Annotated in this window: 17 protein-coding genes and 1 pseudogene; 14 read left to right on the plus strand and 4 right to left on the minus strand. The window is 71.2% G+C overall.

All coding sequences use genetic code 11. The features are described from left to right. Nucleotides 1-56 precede the first annotated feature (56 nt). Together ACGFMM_RS00375 and ACGFMM_RS00380 are read left to right on the plus strand one after the other, a co-directional pair. Entirely contained in the window at nucleotides 57-1,973 is a 1,917-nt protein-coding gene (locus ACGFMM_RS00375; RefSeq protein WP_393641682.1) for a serine hydrolase domain-containing protein, read from the plus strand. Between the two features lie 109 nt (nucleotides 1,974-2,082). Beyond that, nucleotides 2,083-2,985, plus strand: coding sequence for a twin-arginine translocation signal domain-containing protein (locus ACGFMM_RS00380; protein WP_393641684.1), 903 nt, complete (start codon nucleotides 2,083-2,085; stop codon nucleotides 2,983-2,985). 154 nt (nucleotides 2,986-3,139) lie between these two features. Here the strand turns inward: ACGFMM_RS00380 and ACGFMM_RS00385 are convergent, their stop codons facing one another. Continuing rightward, a complete protein-coding gene (locus ACGFMM_RS00385; RefSeq protein ID WP_393641686.1) occupies nucleotides 3,140-3,688 on the minus strand; it encodes a hypothetical protein in 549 nt (182 codons plus the stop codon). On the opposite strand from ACGFMM_RS00385, the gene ACGFMM_RS00390 reads away from it, so the two are divergent. Together ACGFMM_RS00390 and ACGFMM_RS00395 are read left to right on the plus strand one after the other, a co-directional pair. Next, entirely contained in the window at nucleotides 3,689-3,877 is a 189-nt protein-coding gene (locus ACGFMM_RS00390) for a hypothetical protein (RefSeq protein ID WP_393641688.1), read from the plus strand. Nucleotides 3,878-4,017: 140 nt separating this feature from the next. Further along, on the plus strand, nucleotides 4,018-4,260 hold the full coding sequence (locus ACGFMM_RS00395) for a DUF5302 domain-containing protein (protein WP_393641690.1): 243 nt from the start codon (nucleotides 4,018-4,020) through the stop codon (nucleotides 4,258-4,260). 51 nt (nucleotides 4,261-4,311) lie between these two features. Here ACGFMM_RS00395 and ACGFMM_RS00400 read toward each other — a convergent pair. From ACGFMM_RS00400 to ACGFMM_RS00410, 3 genes and pseudogenes are all read right to left on the minus strand, one after another. Beyond that, nucleotides 4,312-4,680, minus strand: a pseudogene (locus ACGFMM_RS00400) (NAD(P)/FAD-dependent oxidoreductase); the annotation flags it as partial. 212 nt (nucleotides 4,681-4,892) lie between these two features. Next, a complete protein-coding gene (locus tag ACGFMM_RS00405) occupies nucleotides 4,893-5,747 on the minus strand; it encodes a slipin family protein (RefSeq protein WP_393641692.1) in 855 nt (284 codons plus the stop codon). A 375-nt stretch (nucleotides 5,748-6,122) separates the two neighbouring features. Then, the gene (locus tag ACGFMM_RS00410; protein WP_393641693.1) at nucleotides 6,123-6,647 is read right to left on the minus strand and encodes an AAA family ATPase; all 525 of its coding nucleotides are present in this window, start codon (nucleotides 6,645-6,647) and stop codon (nucleotides 6,123-6,125) included. A gap of 513 nt (nucleotides 6,648-7,160) precedes the next feature. Between ACGFMM_RS00410 and ACGFMM_RS00415 the strand changes: the two genes are divergently transcribed. The 10 genes from ACGFMM_RS00415 to ACGFMM_RS00460 all read left to right on the plus strand — a co-directional run bounded on the left by ACGFMM_RS00415 (nucleotide 7,161) and on the right by ACGFMM_RS00460 (nucleotide 14,390). After that, nucleotides 7,161-7,697 carry a bacterial transcriptional activator domain-containing protein gene (locus tag ACGFMM_RS00415; protein ID WP_393641695.1) on the plus strand — a complete coding sequence of 179 codons (537 nt, stop codon included), beginning with the start codon at nucleotides 7,161-7,163 and terminating at the stop codon, nucleotides 7,695-7,697. 62 nt (nucleotides 7,698-7,759) lie between these two features. After that, nucleotides 7,760-9,307: a phage tail sheath family protein gene (locus tag ACGFMM_RS00420; RefSeq protein ID WP_393641697.1), complete on the plus strand. Its 1,548-nt coding sequence runs from the start codon at nucleotides 7,760-7,762 to the stop codon at nucleotides 9,305-9,307. Nucleotides 9,308-9,318: 11 nt separating this feature from the next. Beyond that, nucleotides 9,319-9,840 (plus strand): phage tail protein, encoded by a 522-nt coding sequence (locus ACGFMM_RS00425; protein ID WP_393641699.1) that lies wholly within the window; start codon nucleotides 9,319-9,321, stop codon nucleotides 9,838-9,840. 2 nt (nucleotides 9,841-9,842) lie between these two features. Continuing rightward, nucleotides 9,843-10,610 (plus strand): hypothetical protein, encoded by a 768-nt coding sequence (locus ACGFMM_RS00430; RefSeq protein ID WP_393641701.1) that lies wholly within the window; start codon nucleotides 9,843-9,845, stop codon nucleotides 10,608-10,610. Then, nucleotides 10,607-11,473 (plus strand): hypothetical protein, encoded by an 867-nt coding sequence (locus ACGFMM_RS00435; RefSeq protein WP_393641703.1) that lies wholly within the window; start codon nucleotides 10,607-10,609, stop codon nucleotides 11,471-11,473. The genes ACGFMM_RS00430 and ACGFMM_RS00435 overlap by 4 nt, the downstream gene beginning before the upstream one ends. Next, entirely contained in the window at nucleotides 11,470-11,733 is a 264-nt protein-coding gene (locus ACGFMM_RS00440; RefSeq protein WP_393641705.1) for a hypothetical protein, read from the plus strand. Before ACGFMM_RS00435 ends, ACGFMM_RS00440 begins: the two co-directional genes overlap by 4 nt. Continuing rightward, nucleotides 11,730-12,365, plus strand: a complete 636-nt coding sequence (locus tag ACGFMM_RS00445; RefSeq protein WP_393641707.1) for a hypothetical protein — start codon at nucleotides 11,730-11,732, stop codon at nucleotides 12,363-12,365. The genes ACGFMM_RS00440 and ACGFMM_RS00445 overlap by 4 nt, the downstream gene beginning before the upstream one ends. Then, nucleotides 12,366-12,746 carry a LysM domain-containing protein gene (locus ACGFMM_RS00450; protein ID WP_393641709.1) on the plus strand — a complete coding sequence of 127 codons (381 nt, stop codon included), beginning with the start codon at nucleotides 12,366-12,368 and terminating at the stop codon, nucleotides 12,744-12,746. After that, nucleotides 12,739-13,866 carry a hypothetical protein gene (locus tag ACGFMM_RS00455; RefSeq protein WP_393641711.1) on the plus strand — a complete coding sequence of 376 codons (1,128 nt, stop codon included), beginning with the start codon at nucleotides 12,739-12,741 and terminating at the stop codon, nucleotides 13,864-13,866. The genes ACGFMM_RS00450 and ACGFMM_RS00455 overlap by 8 nt, the downstream gene beginning before the upstream one ends. Next, nucleotides 13,863-14,390, plus strand: a complete 528-nt coding sequence (locus ACGFMM_RS00460; RefSeq protein ID WP_393641713.1) for a phage baseplate assembly protein V — start codon at nucleotides 13,863-13,865, stop codon at nucleotides 14,388-14,390. The genes ACGFMM_RS00455 and ACGFMM_RS00460 overlap by 4 nt, the downstream gene beginning before the upstream one ends.

Genomic DNA, 14,390 nt, shown 5'->3' on the forward strand with positions numbered 1-14,390 from the left:
TCGGGCCGATGCGCCTCGCACTGCCGCCGGCCGGCCCCGAACGAGATCGTCGACGTATGCGTACGACGTCGATACGGACCCTCGCCACGATGGCCGCCACGATCACGATCACCGTCACCTCCGCCGCGCTGCTCTCCGTCGCGGCCCCCGCTCACGCGGCCGCTCCGCCCCGTCTCGACTCGCTCGTCGACGCCGCCGTCGCCGACTACCTGGCGGACGACCGTATCCCCGGCGCGGCCGTCACCGTCGTAGCCGGCGGCCGGACCGTCCTGACCAAGGGCTATGGCGTCGCCGACGTCCGCACCCGGACGCAGGTCGACCCGCACCGCACCTGCTTCTTCCTCGGCTCGCTCGCCAAGCTGTTCACGGCACAGGCCGCCTCCCAGCTCGTCGCCGAGGGAGAGATCGACCCGAAGGCTGACGTCAACGACCACCTCCGTGCGGTCACCGTCCCCGACACGTACCCAGGACGCCCCGTCACCCTGGACCGACTGCTCACCCACACCGCGGGCTTCGACAGTGACCTCGTCGGCCGCAACAAGACCGCTGCGAAGGACGTCGAACCGCTCGCCGAAAGCCTCGTGACGCGCCGTCCGCCCCGGGTCCGCGCCCCGGGGACGGTCGCCGCCTACGACAACTACGGCTACGCGCTCGCGGGCCAACTCGTCGCCGATGTCTCCGGTCAGCCCTTCCCCACCTATGTCGCCGAGCACATTCTGCGGCCCCTGGGCATGACGCGTTCCACCTTCGCCCAGCCGCAGCCGGCCCCGATCGCCGCCGGCCTCGCCCGCGGCTACCGCCCCAGCGGTACGTCCGGCTGGACGGAGGACGAGGGCCAGTACGGCGCGTGGAGCCCGACCGGGCCCGGTGCCGTCAGCACCGCCGCCGACATGGGCCGCTGGATGACCGGGCAGCTCACCGACGACACAGCGGCGAACCGCCTCATGCAGCGGGTGCACTACCGGCAGGACCCCCGCATGCCCGGCCTCGGCTACGGATTCGAGGAGTGGCGACGCGGTGGGCGCACCGGCTGGTTCAAGGACGGCGACCTCCCCGGCTTCCACTCCAACCTACTGCTCATCCCCGGCCACGACGTGGGCGTCTTCGTCGTCTTCAACGGCGACGGCACGGACGGGCGTGCCTCCTGGGACGGCAAGGACCTGATCAACCGGATCGTGGACGCCCTCGTCCCGGACGAACCCGCATCCGCAGCCCCGGGCGCCGCGACCGATCCGTCCCTCGACGCCTACACCGGCACCTACCGCGCGGCCCGGGTCAGCCGCACCGGCCTCATGGCGGTGGAGGGCCTGGTCGCGAGTGTCACCGTCCGGAAGGACGGCGAGAGCGGCCTGCGCACCACCGGGCTCTCGCTCGACCCCGACCGGCCCGAACAGAGCTGGCTCGCACTCGGCGACGGCCTGTTCCAAGAGCGCGGCGGAGACCGCGCGACGCTGGCCTTCGCCGAGGGCGGCGTGCTCGTCTCGTCGGCGGTGCCGTCGACCGCCTACGAGAAGCTGACATGGCATCAATCTTCGGCCCTGCACTTGGGACTGATCGGTACCAGTACGGCCATTCTCGTGCTCGCCGCGATCGCCTGTCCCGCAACCGCCCTGGTACGGCGGCTCCGCGGCCGCACCCCGCACCCTCCCGCACCACGGGCCGCACGCGCTACGGCCTCGGCGACCGGGCTGATCGCCGCCGCGTTCACGGCCGTACTCGCCGCGGTCGTCTCGGACAGCAACGCGATGATGGAAGCGGTGCCGCTGGGATCACCGTTGCTCACCATCGTGACGACGCTGGGAACGGCACTCGTGGCGTTGACACTGGGCGTGACGGCGGGAGCGATCGCGGCCTGGCTCCGCAGCTGGTGGAACGTCACCGGCCGCATCCTGTTCACCCTCACAGCGGCGGCCGCGGTCACCATGGCGAGCATGCTGCTCCAGTACCACCTGGTGGGCGTCCCGTTCGCCTGACCGGCCCGATGAACTCCCGGAACGCCGCAGCACGGCCGGCCCTGAACCTAGCGCCGACCCGTACGAGTCGCATGACCATCCGATGCCCCAGCAAGCAAAGGAGCAGATCATGAGCAAGTGGACCAGGCGCGGTCTTCTGACCGCCGCAACGGCGACGGGAGTCGTCGCGCTCATCGGCGCCGGTTCGCCGCCGCGGCGGCCGAAGCCGCTCGACATCGTCACCGGCGAGGACGGGTTCACCGCGCCGGCGACCGCGGCCGCCGGTGCGGTGACCTTCCGGGTGCGGACGACCAGTACCCGTACCGGCATCGTCGGCATCGCCCGACTCCGCCGTGGCGTCGGCGAGGCCGCCTTCCGCAGGCACCTGCGCGACGTCTTCGAGAAGGAGAGCTCGGAGGAGGTCATTCAGGCGTCCAGGGATCTGATGGCCGACGCCGAGCTGTTCGGCGGTGCCATGGCGGTGCGCGGTTCGCAGTCGTCCTTCACCGTGTGGCTGCCGCCCGGCCGGTATCTCGTCCTGGAGTACAAGGACTTCGAGGGGCCGTACATCGGACGCGACCCCCTCCCCGGCGCAGAGTACGTCAGTCCGCTCCTCGTCCATGCGGCGGACGACGGAGGGGCCGGACGCCCGCGTCCGTCCGCCACCGTCACCGCCGTCGACACGGAGCGAGGCCCGCGCTTCGTCCTGGAGGGACGGATGCACCGGGACCGTCCCCTGCGCTATGTGAACGCGATGCGCGGACAGGTCGACGAGCTCGCGGTGTACCCCCTCACGGACGACTCCGTCACCGAGGCCGACATCCAGGCGTACTTCCAGGACAGGCGGACCAGGCCCGAGCCCTTCGACCTCGCCGCGCAGCTGGGCACGCCACCGCTCTCCCCGGGCCGGAGCGCGGTCGTCGGGATGCCCCTCGCCCGGGGCCGATACGCTCTCACCAGCTGGGTCGCCGCCATGAAGGACGGACAGCACCTGTCCGCCCACGGTCAGGTGCTCATCGTCACCGTTCCCTGACCCGCTCCTGGTCCGTGCTCGAACCCGCTGCGGGGTGTACCGGTTTCCGGCTCACCCCGCAGCGGTCGGAGAGGGCGGTGTTCTCTGCCGGACGGCCGCGCACGAGCCGGAGCGTCTGTCGCGCGACGCGAACCGAGCCGGTGACGCCGGACGGTCAGGCCCTCGCCAGCAACGTCGAATAGGCCCGCTCGATGCCCTGCGCGTAGCCGGTCCCCAGTTCGACGTAGGCGTGCCCACTGGCCGTACACGCTTCGCGCAGGGCCGTGCTCCGCTCCCTGACCCACCCGGCGATCTCCCGGTAGGTGGTGTCATCGGCTCCCTCGAGCCAGTCCGGGGCGGCCCGCAGGTGTTCGGGGGTCAGCTGCGTGTTTCCGAGGAAGACGGAGGTCAGTGGTATCCCGAGACGGGCGGCGGCCGTGGCCGCCGCCGGTGTGACGATGTCGCCCTCGACCACGTAGCCGTCCTGGGGATCGGAGTCGTCGAGAGCCTCTGCAGAGGCACGGATGAACTCGATGAGGAACGGCTGGGCGACCGCTGCCTTGTCGGGATGCGTACCGTGCCGCACGCCGTGCTCGGGAGCAGCCCGCTGCAGCATCGACACCAGAGCGTCGGTCGGGCATCCCGGGAGGCCCTCTCGCTCCAGCAGCATCCACGCAAGGGTGCTCTTGCCCACCCGGGGCGGCCCGCCAATCAGGTAGATCACATGAAGACCGTACCCCGGGCGGCCAGTTGGACGGCGCCGGCGGATCCCGCCCGGGCGGGCCCGGCAGGCTTCCTCGTCGGGCCGCCCGGTTCGCCATCCCTGTGCGGCAAGACGATCTGGACCGAGCAGGCGCTGCCGCCTGCCGGTGAGTCCGGCAGGGTGGTCACCCTCGTGCGTCGCAACGGCTGAGAGCCGTTGCCCCCACTGCGAAGTGATCGCCTTCGGCCGCGAGGGAACCGGGCGAAACAGAGAGCAGGATGTCGCCGGCGCCTTGCACTGCGCCCGGCATGACAAGCTGTGCTGGCCCATCCCGAACCCAGGAGGTCACCATGACTGCAGAGCCCGTAACTTCGGAAGGTTCGGAGCCGGCTGAGCCCGAGACGTCCCCTGTGGCGCCGGACCAGGACGGCAACTACGACCTCAAGCGCAAGTTCCGTGAGGCCCTGGCGCGCAAGCGCGGTGCGCAGGCGGACGCGGCCGACGTCGCCGCCAACCCGGATGCGTCGAAGGTGCGCGCGGCGCACGGCCCGGCGGCGAGCCAGCGGTCGTTCCGGCGCAAGAGCGGCGGCTGAGTCGATCGGTCCCGCGGTCCGGCCGCCGGCGTCACCGCCGGACCCGTCCGGTCACTCTCCCGCCGACGCCCGGTAGCGGTGGATGAGGGCGACCGCCATGGCGCCCTCGCCCGCACCCGACGCCACGCGTTTGATGGAGTCGGCCCGCGCGTCCCCGGCCGCGAAGACGCCGGGGACGCTGGTCTCCAGGAGGAACGGGGGCCGGTCCAGGGGCCAGGAGGCCGGGGGTTCGTCCGCGCGCAGCAGGTCGGGGCCGGTCAGGACGAAGCCGTGGCCGTCGCGCTCCACGACTCCGGCCAGCCAGTCGGTGCGGGGGCGTGCCCCGATGAACGTGAAGACGAACCGGGCCTGCTCCTCGGTGACCGCGCCGGTGCTGTCGTCCACCAGGGTCACCCGCTCCAGACCCTGGCCGCGACGCTCGGCGCCTCCGCCGTCAACGCCGGCATCGCGGCCGGCGCCGCCGTCGGCGGCTGGACCCTGACCGCTCACGGCCTGGACCACGTCCCCCTGACCGCCATGACCGCCGCCCTCCTGGCCCTCCCGGCCACCTGGGCGCCCCGCCTCCTGAAGCCCCCCGGCACCGAGCCCGGGGCGGCGTCACGCGAGGCAACCGCCAAGAGCGGAGTGACTCGCTAGCCGGCGTGCCGGTCGGGCACGGTCTCGTTCCGGGCCGCGGGCACACCGCCGGTTGCCGGCCCGGCATTCGGGGCTTCCACTTCGGTCCCGAGCTTCCGCGCGGCCCGGTCGAAGTAGCGGAGCAGCTCGACCGGGAACGGCATCACGAGTGTGGAGTTCTTCTCCGCAGCGACCTCGACGACCGTCTGCAGCAGCCGCAGTTGCATGGCCTCCGGGGTGTCGGCCATGATCCGCGACGCGTTGGCCAGCTGCTGCGCGGCCTGGAACTCGCCGTCGGCCGTGATCACCCGTGCCCGCCGTTCCCGCTCCGCCTCCGCCTGGCGGGACATCGACCGCTTGAGCGACTCCGGAAGTTGGACGTCCTTGATCTCGACCCGGTCGATGTGGACGCCCCAGCCGGCCGCCGGGCTGTCGATCATCAACGCCAGTCCCTCGTGCAGCCGTTCACGGTCGGACAGCAGGTCGTCCAGATCGCTCTTGCCGATGATCGACCGGAGCGAGGACTGTGCGACCTGGCCGACGGCGAAGACGTAGTCCTGGACCTCGATCGCGGCCCGGACGGGGTCGACGACCCGGAAGTAGACGACGGCGTCGACCTTCACCGACACGTTGTCACGTGTGATGCCCTCCTGCGTCGGGATCGGCAGCGTGACGATCTGGACGTTCACCTTGCGCATCCGGTCGGCGAACGGAATGAGGAAGGTGATCCCCGGTTGCCGGTGACCGGGCAGCGCCCTGCCGAGCCGGAAGACCACACCCCGCTCCACCTGATTGACCACACGCATCCCGCTGCGCAGCACCACGAGTACGCAGACCACGGCAACGACGAATCCTGCTACGGCGCCTTCCACGGCAACCGCCCTTCCCCGAGAGGTGAGCTGAACAACGAAGATGACACCGTCCGGAGCCCCCGCGGATCCCCGTTGAGCATCAGGGAATCGTCAAGAGCGCCGCGCCGCCCTCGCGACCTCACAAAGTGGTTCGGCGTCGCGCTGACCCATTACGAGAAGAACATGGTCAAGCCCCGGCGGGACCTGGAGATGTATGAGGAGGACGTCGTCGAGGGACGCGACGCCGACCATCCGCTTTCGCGTCGAGGCCACCCATGTCGGGGAGTTCCAGGGCGTACCCGCCACGGCCGCCGGATCGCATTCCACGCCATCCGCATCGTGAACGTGAAGGACGGCACAAGTGCAAGATCCAGCCTCGGCTCGGCATGCCTGGCATCACGCGAGCGACGGCCACCGATCAGCAGCCCACTCCAGCCATCCCGACCATCCAGGAGGCGGATCTCCGATCTCGTGCCCCCCGAGTTCGGCGGCGTCGGGCTCCTCGAAGAGCGTCCGCCAGTGCACGAGGTCCGCTTCGCTCATCGGGAAGGTCTGATCCGGGGTGGCCGACTGGCGATGGGCGATTCGAGCACGTTGGGTCTCATGGTCCACCGGAACGTACTGAAGGCGGCAGGCTGCTCCCACAGACTCCACCAGCCAGCGGATTGCGGACCTCTCGTCACGGGACCAGCATCCGAAATCCAGGACCACGTTGGTTCGAAGCTTCAGTGCCTCAAGAGCGAGCCAGAGGAGCCGCCCTTCCAGCACGTCGCGCTTCCCATCCGCCTCCGGCGCGCCGAACAGCGGAAGCATCCACTCGTCCGGCGTCAGCCGCAGGGCGCTGTGCTCCTCGGCGAGTTGCCGAGCCCTCGTGGTCTTTCCGGCCCCGGGCAGGCCGATCGTCAGGAACAACGTCGTCACATCCTGATCGTAATCAGGAGGACCAAGCGCACGGCTACTCCCTTCTGCCGGCATCGCCGGCCCCGTGCCTCCGGGGCGGTTCGGGAAGCGTCAACGTGGCCCCTCGGAGGTCGTTCACCCGGTACGTCGAACCACGGGCGGGCATCCTGAACGTCTTTGGGCGGGTCATGCCCGTACGTCGACCTTCCCTTGTGACCACAGCGCGCACGCAGACTTGATCGATCCTGGCGTCACTGGGCTACCTTGCGATCAACTTCTTGCTCGTCACCCAGCGTGAGGACGTCCATGTCTGTATCGAGCAGGGTCCCCCCATGCGCCGTCGCCATCCGGCTGCTGGACGGATTCGCAGTGCAGCACGGCGACCGCACAGTCGCCGTCCCACCCAGCGGGCAGCGGCTCGTCGCCTATCTCGCGCTACGGATAGGCGCCAGCCGGTCGGTCGCCGCGGCCGCCCTATGGCCCGGGGCTGCTGGCGAGAAGTCGCAGGCCAGCCTTCGGACAGCCGTGTGGCGGGTGAACCGGACGGTGCCCGGTCTGGTGATCGCCCGCGGGACACACGTCGCCCTGGCGCCGGACGCGGTCGTCGACCACCGCGAGCTCACCGCCCGCGTCAGGCGGATACTGCGGCCATCCGCCGAGGCGCAGTCACCCCCCGTGGAGGACGACGGATACGCCTGGTTGCTCATCGGTGGGGAGCTGCTGCCGGGGTGGTGCGACGAGTGGGTGATCCTCGAACAGGAGCACACCCGCCAGCTCCGGCTGCACGGGCTGGAGGCGGGTGCTCATCGGATGGCCGTACAGGGCCGCCACGCGGAGGCCCTGGAACTGGCCTTCGAGGCCGTACGCCTCGAACCGTTGCGGGAGAGCGCCAGCAGGGCCGTCATCGCCGTACACGTGTCCGAAGGCAACAGCGTCGACGCGGTTCGTCACTACGAGTGGTTCCGCAGACTCCTCGGCATGGAGCTGGGGCTGCGCCCCTCCGCCCAACTGACGGCGCTGGCCCGTGGTCAGGCCGCCGGCACCCCGTCACCCCCGGTGATCGGATGGTGACGCCGCGGTGACGCGCTCGGGATAAGCCATGGGCACCAGACGACTTGGCGGAGGGAAAGCAGATGCCGGTGCAATTGTCCTACCCCGGCGTGTACGTGGAAGAGCTGTCGAGCGGCGTGCGCACGATCACCGGTGTCCCTACCTCGATTGCGGCCTTCGTCGGCCGGGCCCTGCGCGGCCCGCTCCACAAACCGGTGACACTGACGTCCTTCGCCGACTTCGAGCGAGCGTTCGGCGGCCTGTGGTTGGAGAGCCATCTGGGCTACTCCGTACGTGACTTCTTCCAGCAGGGCGGCGGGACCGCCCTCGTCGTACGGGTCCACGCCGGTGCCGCCAACGACACCGCGAGCATCACTCTCGGTACGGGCAATCGGCTGCTGAAGCTCAAGGCGGCCTCGCCCGGCAGCTGGGGTGCGCAGCTCAAGGTGAAGCTGGACAAGGATGTCCGACCGAACAGCGATGGCACGACAGACCCGAACCTGTTCAACCTGACCGTCGTCGACCAGGGGACGGGCGTCACGGAGGTCTTTCGCAACGTGTCCATCACGGCGGGCGCCGCCCGCCGGGTGGACATCGTTCTCGCGGCCGAATCCACGCTCGTCAGGGTCGATGGATCACTCCCCAGTAACCCGCAGTCCGACCCCACGGTGGAAGCCGGTGCCACCAATGGAGGCGACGGCGGGGCGATCTCCGCCGCGGACATCACCACCGGCGCCAACTTCAAGGCGGACAAGAAGGGTCTGTACGCCCTGGAGCAGGCCGATCTCTTCAACCTGCTCGTCATCCCGCCCTACGCGGGCGCCGGTGAACTCGGCGATCGCGACGTCGACACCGCGGTCGTCGACGAGGCCGTCAGGTACGCCGGGACGCGCCGTGCCGTCGTGGTGCTCGACCCGCCCTCGGGCTGGAACACGGTGTCTGCGGCCACGAGCGGCGCGATCGCGGCCACGTTCACCAGCAGCCGGAACGCCTCCGTCTACTTCCCCCGGGTCATGCAGCCGGATCCGCTCCGCGACAACCAGACGATGCGTTTCGCACCCTCCGGGGCCGTCGCCGGTCTCATCGCCCGGACCGACGCGGACCGAGGCGTGTGGAAGGCGCCGGCCGGACTCGACGCCACCTTGGCCGGTGTCACCGAACTGGCCGTCTCGATGACCGACCTCGAGATCGGTCTGCTCAATCCCCTCGCCGTGAACTGCCTCCGGGTGGCACCGTCTGTCGGACATGTGGTCTGGGGCGCCCGCACCCGCAACGGCGCCGACCGGATCGCCTCGGAGTGGAAGTACCTGCCGGTGCGCCGGACCGCCCTGTTCATCGAGGAGAGCCTGTTCCGCGGCATCCAGTGGGCGGTGTTCGAGCCGAACGACGAGCCGCTGTGGGCCCAACTCCGCCTGAACATCGGTGCCTTCCTCAACAACCTGTTCCGCCAGGGCGCCTTCCAGGGCAAGACCCCTCGGGACGCGTACTTCGTCAAGTGCGATGCGACGACCACCACGCAGACCGACATCAACCTCGGTGTCGTCAACATCCTCGTCGGCTTCGCCCCGCTCAAGCCCGCCGAATTCGTCGTCCTCCGGCTGCAGCAGATCGCCGGCCAGATCCCCGCCTAGGAGTCGACCCCATGGCACAGTTCCGTGTGAACGCCCAGCGCTTCGACCCGTACAAGAACTTCAAGTTCCGGGTGAAGTGGGACGGCCGCTACGTGGCCGGCGTCAGCAAGGTGAGCCCCCTCAAGCGCACCACCGAGATCGTCGAGCACCGCGACGGCGCGGACCCGTCCACCGCCCGCAAGTCGCCGGGCCGCACGAAGTACGAGGCGATCACCCTCACCCGCGGTGTCACCCACGACCTCGAGTTCGAGCAGTGGGCCAACAAGGTGTGGAACTTCGGCTCCGGACTCGGCGCGGAGGTCTCCCTCAAGGACTTCCGCAAGGACCTGATCATCGAGCTGTACAACGAGGCGGGGCAGCTGGTGCTTGCCTACAAGGTCTTCCGCGCCTGGGTCTCGGAGTTCCAGTCCCTGCCCGAACTCGACGCCAACGCCAATGCCGTGGCGATTCAGACGCTCAAGCTCGAGAACGAAGGCTGGGAACGCGACGTCGACGTGGTCGAGCCGCAAGAGCCGTCCTTCGTGGAGCCGTAGGGGTGGCTGTGCGCGCACTGCTCTCGGGAGAGGTGTTGGGGCTGTGGGACGAGTGCCGGGACGCGTCCCGGGAGGAGCGTGCCCTCGCCCTGGCCGCCGCGGTCGACGACAGTGCCGATTCCCTCCCGCCGGCCGATCGGCCCGTCGGCCGCGTCACCGCACTTCTGTTGCGTCTTCACCAGGCACTGGCAGGCGCGCGGATGGCGGCCACGGTCAGCTGCCCGGGGTGCCGCGGGACGGTGGAGTTCGCGGCGTCGGCCGAAGCGCTGCTCGGCCTGGAGGACAAGATCGTCGACTGCCCCGCACCTCTGCTGCACGGCGGGTACGAAGTGGTCTGGCGCTGTCCCTCGTACCGGGATCTTCAGGCGGTCGCCGAGCAGCCCGGCGCGGACGACCCGGACCTGGGTGCGGCGCTGCTCCTGGAGCGCTGCGTCCTGAGCCTGCGGCACGAGGAGAGCGCCAAGGCCTCGGCCCGCGGTGCCGATCTGCCCGGTGCGGTGCGCGAGGCGTTGACCGATGCCATGGCGGCCGCCGATCCACTGGCGGACCTGCTGGTCGATCTGCGCTGTCCCGACTGCGAGCTGGAGTTCACCGCCGATCTCGACGTGGCCGCGTTCGCGTGGGCCGAGGTCGAGTGCCGGGGGCGGCAGCTGCTGCTCGACGTCGACGCGCTCGCCCGCTCGTACGGCTGGTCCGAGCGCGAGGTCCTCGCGCTGAGCGAGCCGCGAAGGGCGAGCTACGTCCGCATCCTCACGGGGGAACTGCCATGACCGATCTGCTGCACAGGCTCGCCGCCCGGGCCGCCGGACACCGCCAACTTCCCACCACCGTTCCGCTTCTGCCGCCCCGCCTCGCTGCCGAGCCGCTCTCCGGGGAACACCTCGGGCCGTCCGTCGAGGACGGCGTACCCGAGGACGCGGGGAGCGCGGCCGCTGTCCCGGCGCGGGACGGCGGAGCGTCCGGCCGGGGTACGGGGACGGCCCGGCTCGCCCAGGACCACCGCCCCGTCCCCGTCCCCGCCACACCGCAGCAGGCCCCGCCCGCGGCCGCCCGGCCCGTCGTCGAGGGCGATCCTCTCCCCTCGCCGGCCGCGGATCCCCCGGGGCGCGGAGGATCCACCGACGCGGGCCGGAGCGACGCTCGGCGGGACTCCCTGCCGCCCCGGCGGCGCCCCGACACCCCCGCCATCGCCCCCGTCGAGACCGTCGTCGCACCGATCGAGGCACCGGGCGCACTGCCGCCCCCGGTGCACAGCGGCGGCTCGCCGGCCGCCCCCGACGGGCTGGAGCGACGCGAGCCTCGGCCGCGTCCCCGTCCCGTGGCGCCCGAGCACGAGACGGCGCGGCCGACGCGGCGTCTCGTGGAGGCTCCCGCGGTGCCCGTCGCGCGTCCCGTGCCGGTGCCGACGCCCGTGCTCCCGCGTTCCGCCGAGCCCGCGTCCCTCACCGCCGGTGAGGATCCGGCCCCCGCCGTCACCATCAGCATCGGCAGGGTCGAGATCCGTGCGGTGCCCCCGGCCCCGAACGCGCCGGTAGCGCGGGAAGCCGAGGGATCCCCGTCGGCCGGGGCAGGGCGGTCCTCCGGCACGCTGACCCTCGGCGACTTCCTCCGCGGCACCGGGGACGCGCGATGACCGGGGGCGGGCCACGCGTCCGGATCGTCGTCGACGAGGTCGTCGTGCGCGGCCTGACGCCGGCTCAGGCCACCTCCGTGGTGGCAGGCCTGGAGCGGACGCTCGGCGCCCTCGCGGGCGCCGCCGACCCGGCCGCCCTCACCGGCCTCGCAGTCCACGTCGTGCGTCCCCCGGTCTCGCGCGCCCCCGCGCCCAGCCCCGCCGCGCTCGGGGCGCAGGCCGCCACGGCCCTCTGGTCGGCCCTGGGAGGTACGCGATGATCTCGCCCCGTGTCGTCAAGGGGGGCATCGTCCAGGTCGATGTGACCACCGGCCGGCCCCTGCGGACGATCGCCCTCCAGTACAACCCGGACGCTCTGACCCGCACGGTCTCCGTGCAGGCCGCGGGCGGCGACGCCGGCCAGGCGCTGCGACTGAAGGGCGTCGCCGTCGAGACGCTGCGCCTGGAGGCGGAGATCGACGCCACGGACCGGCTCGAGTTCCCGGGTGACAACCCCACAGCGGTCGAGTTCGGCATCCATCCGCAGCTCGCCGCCCTGGAGTTGCTGCTGAACCCCAGGGCCACCGCCCTCGTGGACAACGACGCCCTGGCCGCCAGGGGCGTGCTCGAGGTCCTGCCCGTGGAGACGCCGCTGACGCTGTTCGTGTGGAGCCGGCAGCGCGTCGTCCCGGTACGCGTCACCGAACTCTCGATCGCCGAGGAGGCCTTCGACGCCTCACTCAACCCGATCCGGGCCAAGGTCACCCTCGGCATGCGCGTGCTGTCCGTCGACGACCTCGGCTTCGGCCACCGCGGCGGGGCGCTGTTCATGAGCCACCTGCGCAACAAGGAGGCGCTGGCCGCGCGCGCCGGTTCGGCGGCTCTCTCCGCGCTCGGACTGGAGGTGATCTGAGTGCCCGACGTGCTCCAGGCGCTCCTCGCGGCCGGTGCCGTGCCCACGATCTCCCTGCCGCCGACCAGCCGTTACGCCGACGTCGGCGTCACGGCCCATGTCCGACCGCCCGGCCCCGGCGAGGAACCCGCGCCGCCCGTCCCGTACTTCCGCCGCCGGCTCTGCCCGCCCCAGGAACGCTTCGCGCTGCTCCACGAGTACGCGACCGAGGAGGGCGACCGCCGGGACCTGGTCGCCGCCGGCCTGCTGGGCGACCCGGAGCTGTGGTGGCGGCTGGCCGACGCCAACGGCGTGATCGACCCGGCGCGGATGATGCTTCCGCCGGGACACCGGTTGCGGATCACCCTGCCCGAGGGCGTGCCCGGATCCGCCGATGCGTGACCTGCCCCCCGGCCCCGTCCGGCTCCAGTTGTTCCTCGGCCCGGCCGTCCCCGTGCCCGCGCCCCGTTTCGTCCTCGACGCGCTGACCGGCCTGAAGGTCGAGAGCGGCACAGGCGACGCGCAGAGCGGGTTCGAGCTGACCTTCTCGGTCCCCAAGGACTCCCCGGTCCAGGCGTTCTTCCCCGTCACCGTGCCGGTGTTCCGCTGCGTCGTCGCGGTCACGGTCCGCGGTGTCACCGAGGTGCTCGTCGACGGTGTGGTCACCCATCAGGACATGTCGGCGGCCGGCCCCACGTCGGTGCTCCATGTGAAGGGCAAGGACCTCACCTACGTCATGGACCTGGTGCCTTTCGACGGTCTGCCCTACCCGGCGATGTCGCCGGCACTGCGCACCCTCACCGTGCTGGCGAAGTACGCGGCACTGGGCTGCGCGCCCGTGGTGATCCCGAGCCTGCTGGAGGACGTGCCCATCCCCGTCGACCGCATCCCCACGCACCAGGGCACCGACTACGCCTACGTCACGGCCCTCGCCAAGGAGGTCGGCCACGTCTTCTACATCGAACCCGGACCGGTGCCGGGGGTGAGCAAGGCCTACTGGGGGCCGGAGATCCGTCTGGGAGTGCCGCAGCCCGCGCTCAACGCCGGTCTCGACGCCGCCCACGACAACGTCGCCACCCTCAACTTCACCTTCGACAAGGAGAAGAGGGAGCTTCCCATCGTCGCGATCCAGGAACGCACGAGCAAGGCCCCGCTGAACCTGCCCATCCCCGACGTGGCCCCGATCCGGCCGCCCCTGGGCCTGATCCCCCCGCTGCCGCCGAAGCTGCACCGCATGACCGACACCGCCAACCTCAACCCGCTCGCCGCGGTGATGAAGGGCATCGGCTACGCCGCCCAGCACTCCGACGCCGTGTTCGGGACCGGCACCCTCGACGTCGCGAAGTACGGCCATGTCCTGCGCTCCCGCAGGCTGGTGGGGGTACGCGGGGCGGGTACCGCCTTCGACGGCCTCTACTACGTCACGCGCGTCACGCACGACATCAAGCGCGGCTCGTACACCCAGACGTTCTCGCTCGCCCGCAACGGCGTCGTGGCGACCGTCCCGGTGGTGCCCGTATGACCCAGACCCAGACCCCCGCCGTGACCGGCTACCTCGGCAAGTACCGGGGCACCGTCGTCAACAACGTCGACCCGCTGCGGCTGGGCCGGATCCAGGCCCTCGTCCCCGACGTGTCGCCGAGTGTGTCCTCGTGGGCCATGCCCTGCCTGCCCCTCGCCGGCATCAACACCGGCGTCTTCACCGTGCCGCCCCTCGGCTCCGGCGTCTGGATCGAGTACGAACACGGCGACGCCGACCACCCGGTGTGGGTGGGCGGCTACTGGGGCAGCCCGGCCGAGGTCCCGCTGCTGTCCCACACGGTGCCGCCCGGCGTCGCCGGCATCACCCTGCAGACGACGCTGAAGAACGGCCTGGTGATCAGTGACGCACCGGGTCCGACGGGAGGAATCCTGATCACCACCGCGACCGGCGCGATGATCTCGGTCAGCGACGTCGGCATCGTCATCAGCAACGGCAAGGGCGCGACGATCTCGCTCACGGGACCGACCACCGACATCAACCTCGGCGCGCTGACGGTGGTGTGA

It is taken from the genome of Streptomyces sp. NPDC048604 (assembly GCF_043199435.1).
Classification (GTDB): domain Bacteria; phylum Actinomycetota; class Actinomycetes; order Streptomycetales; family Streptomycetaceae; genus Streptomyces.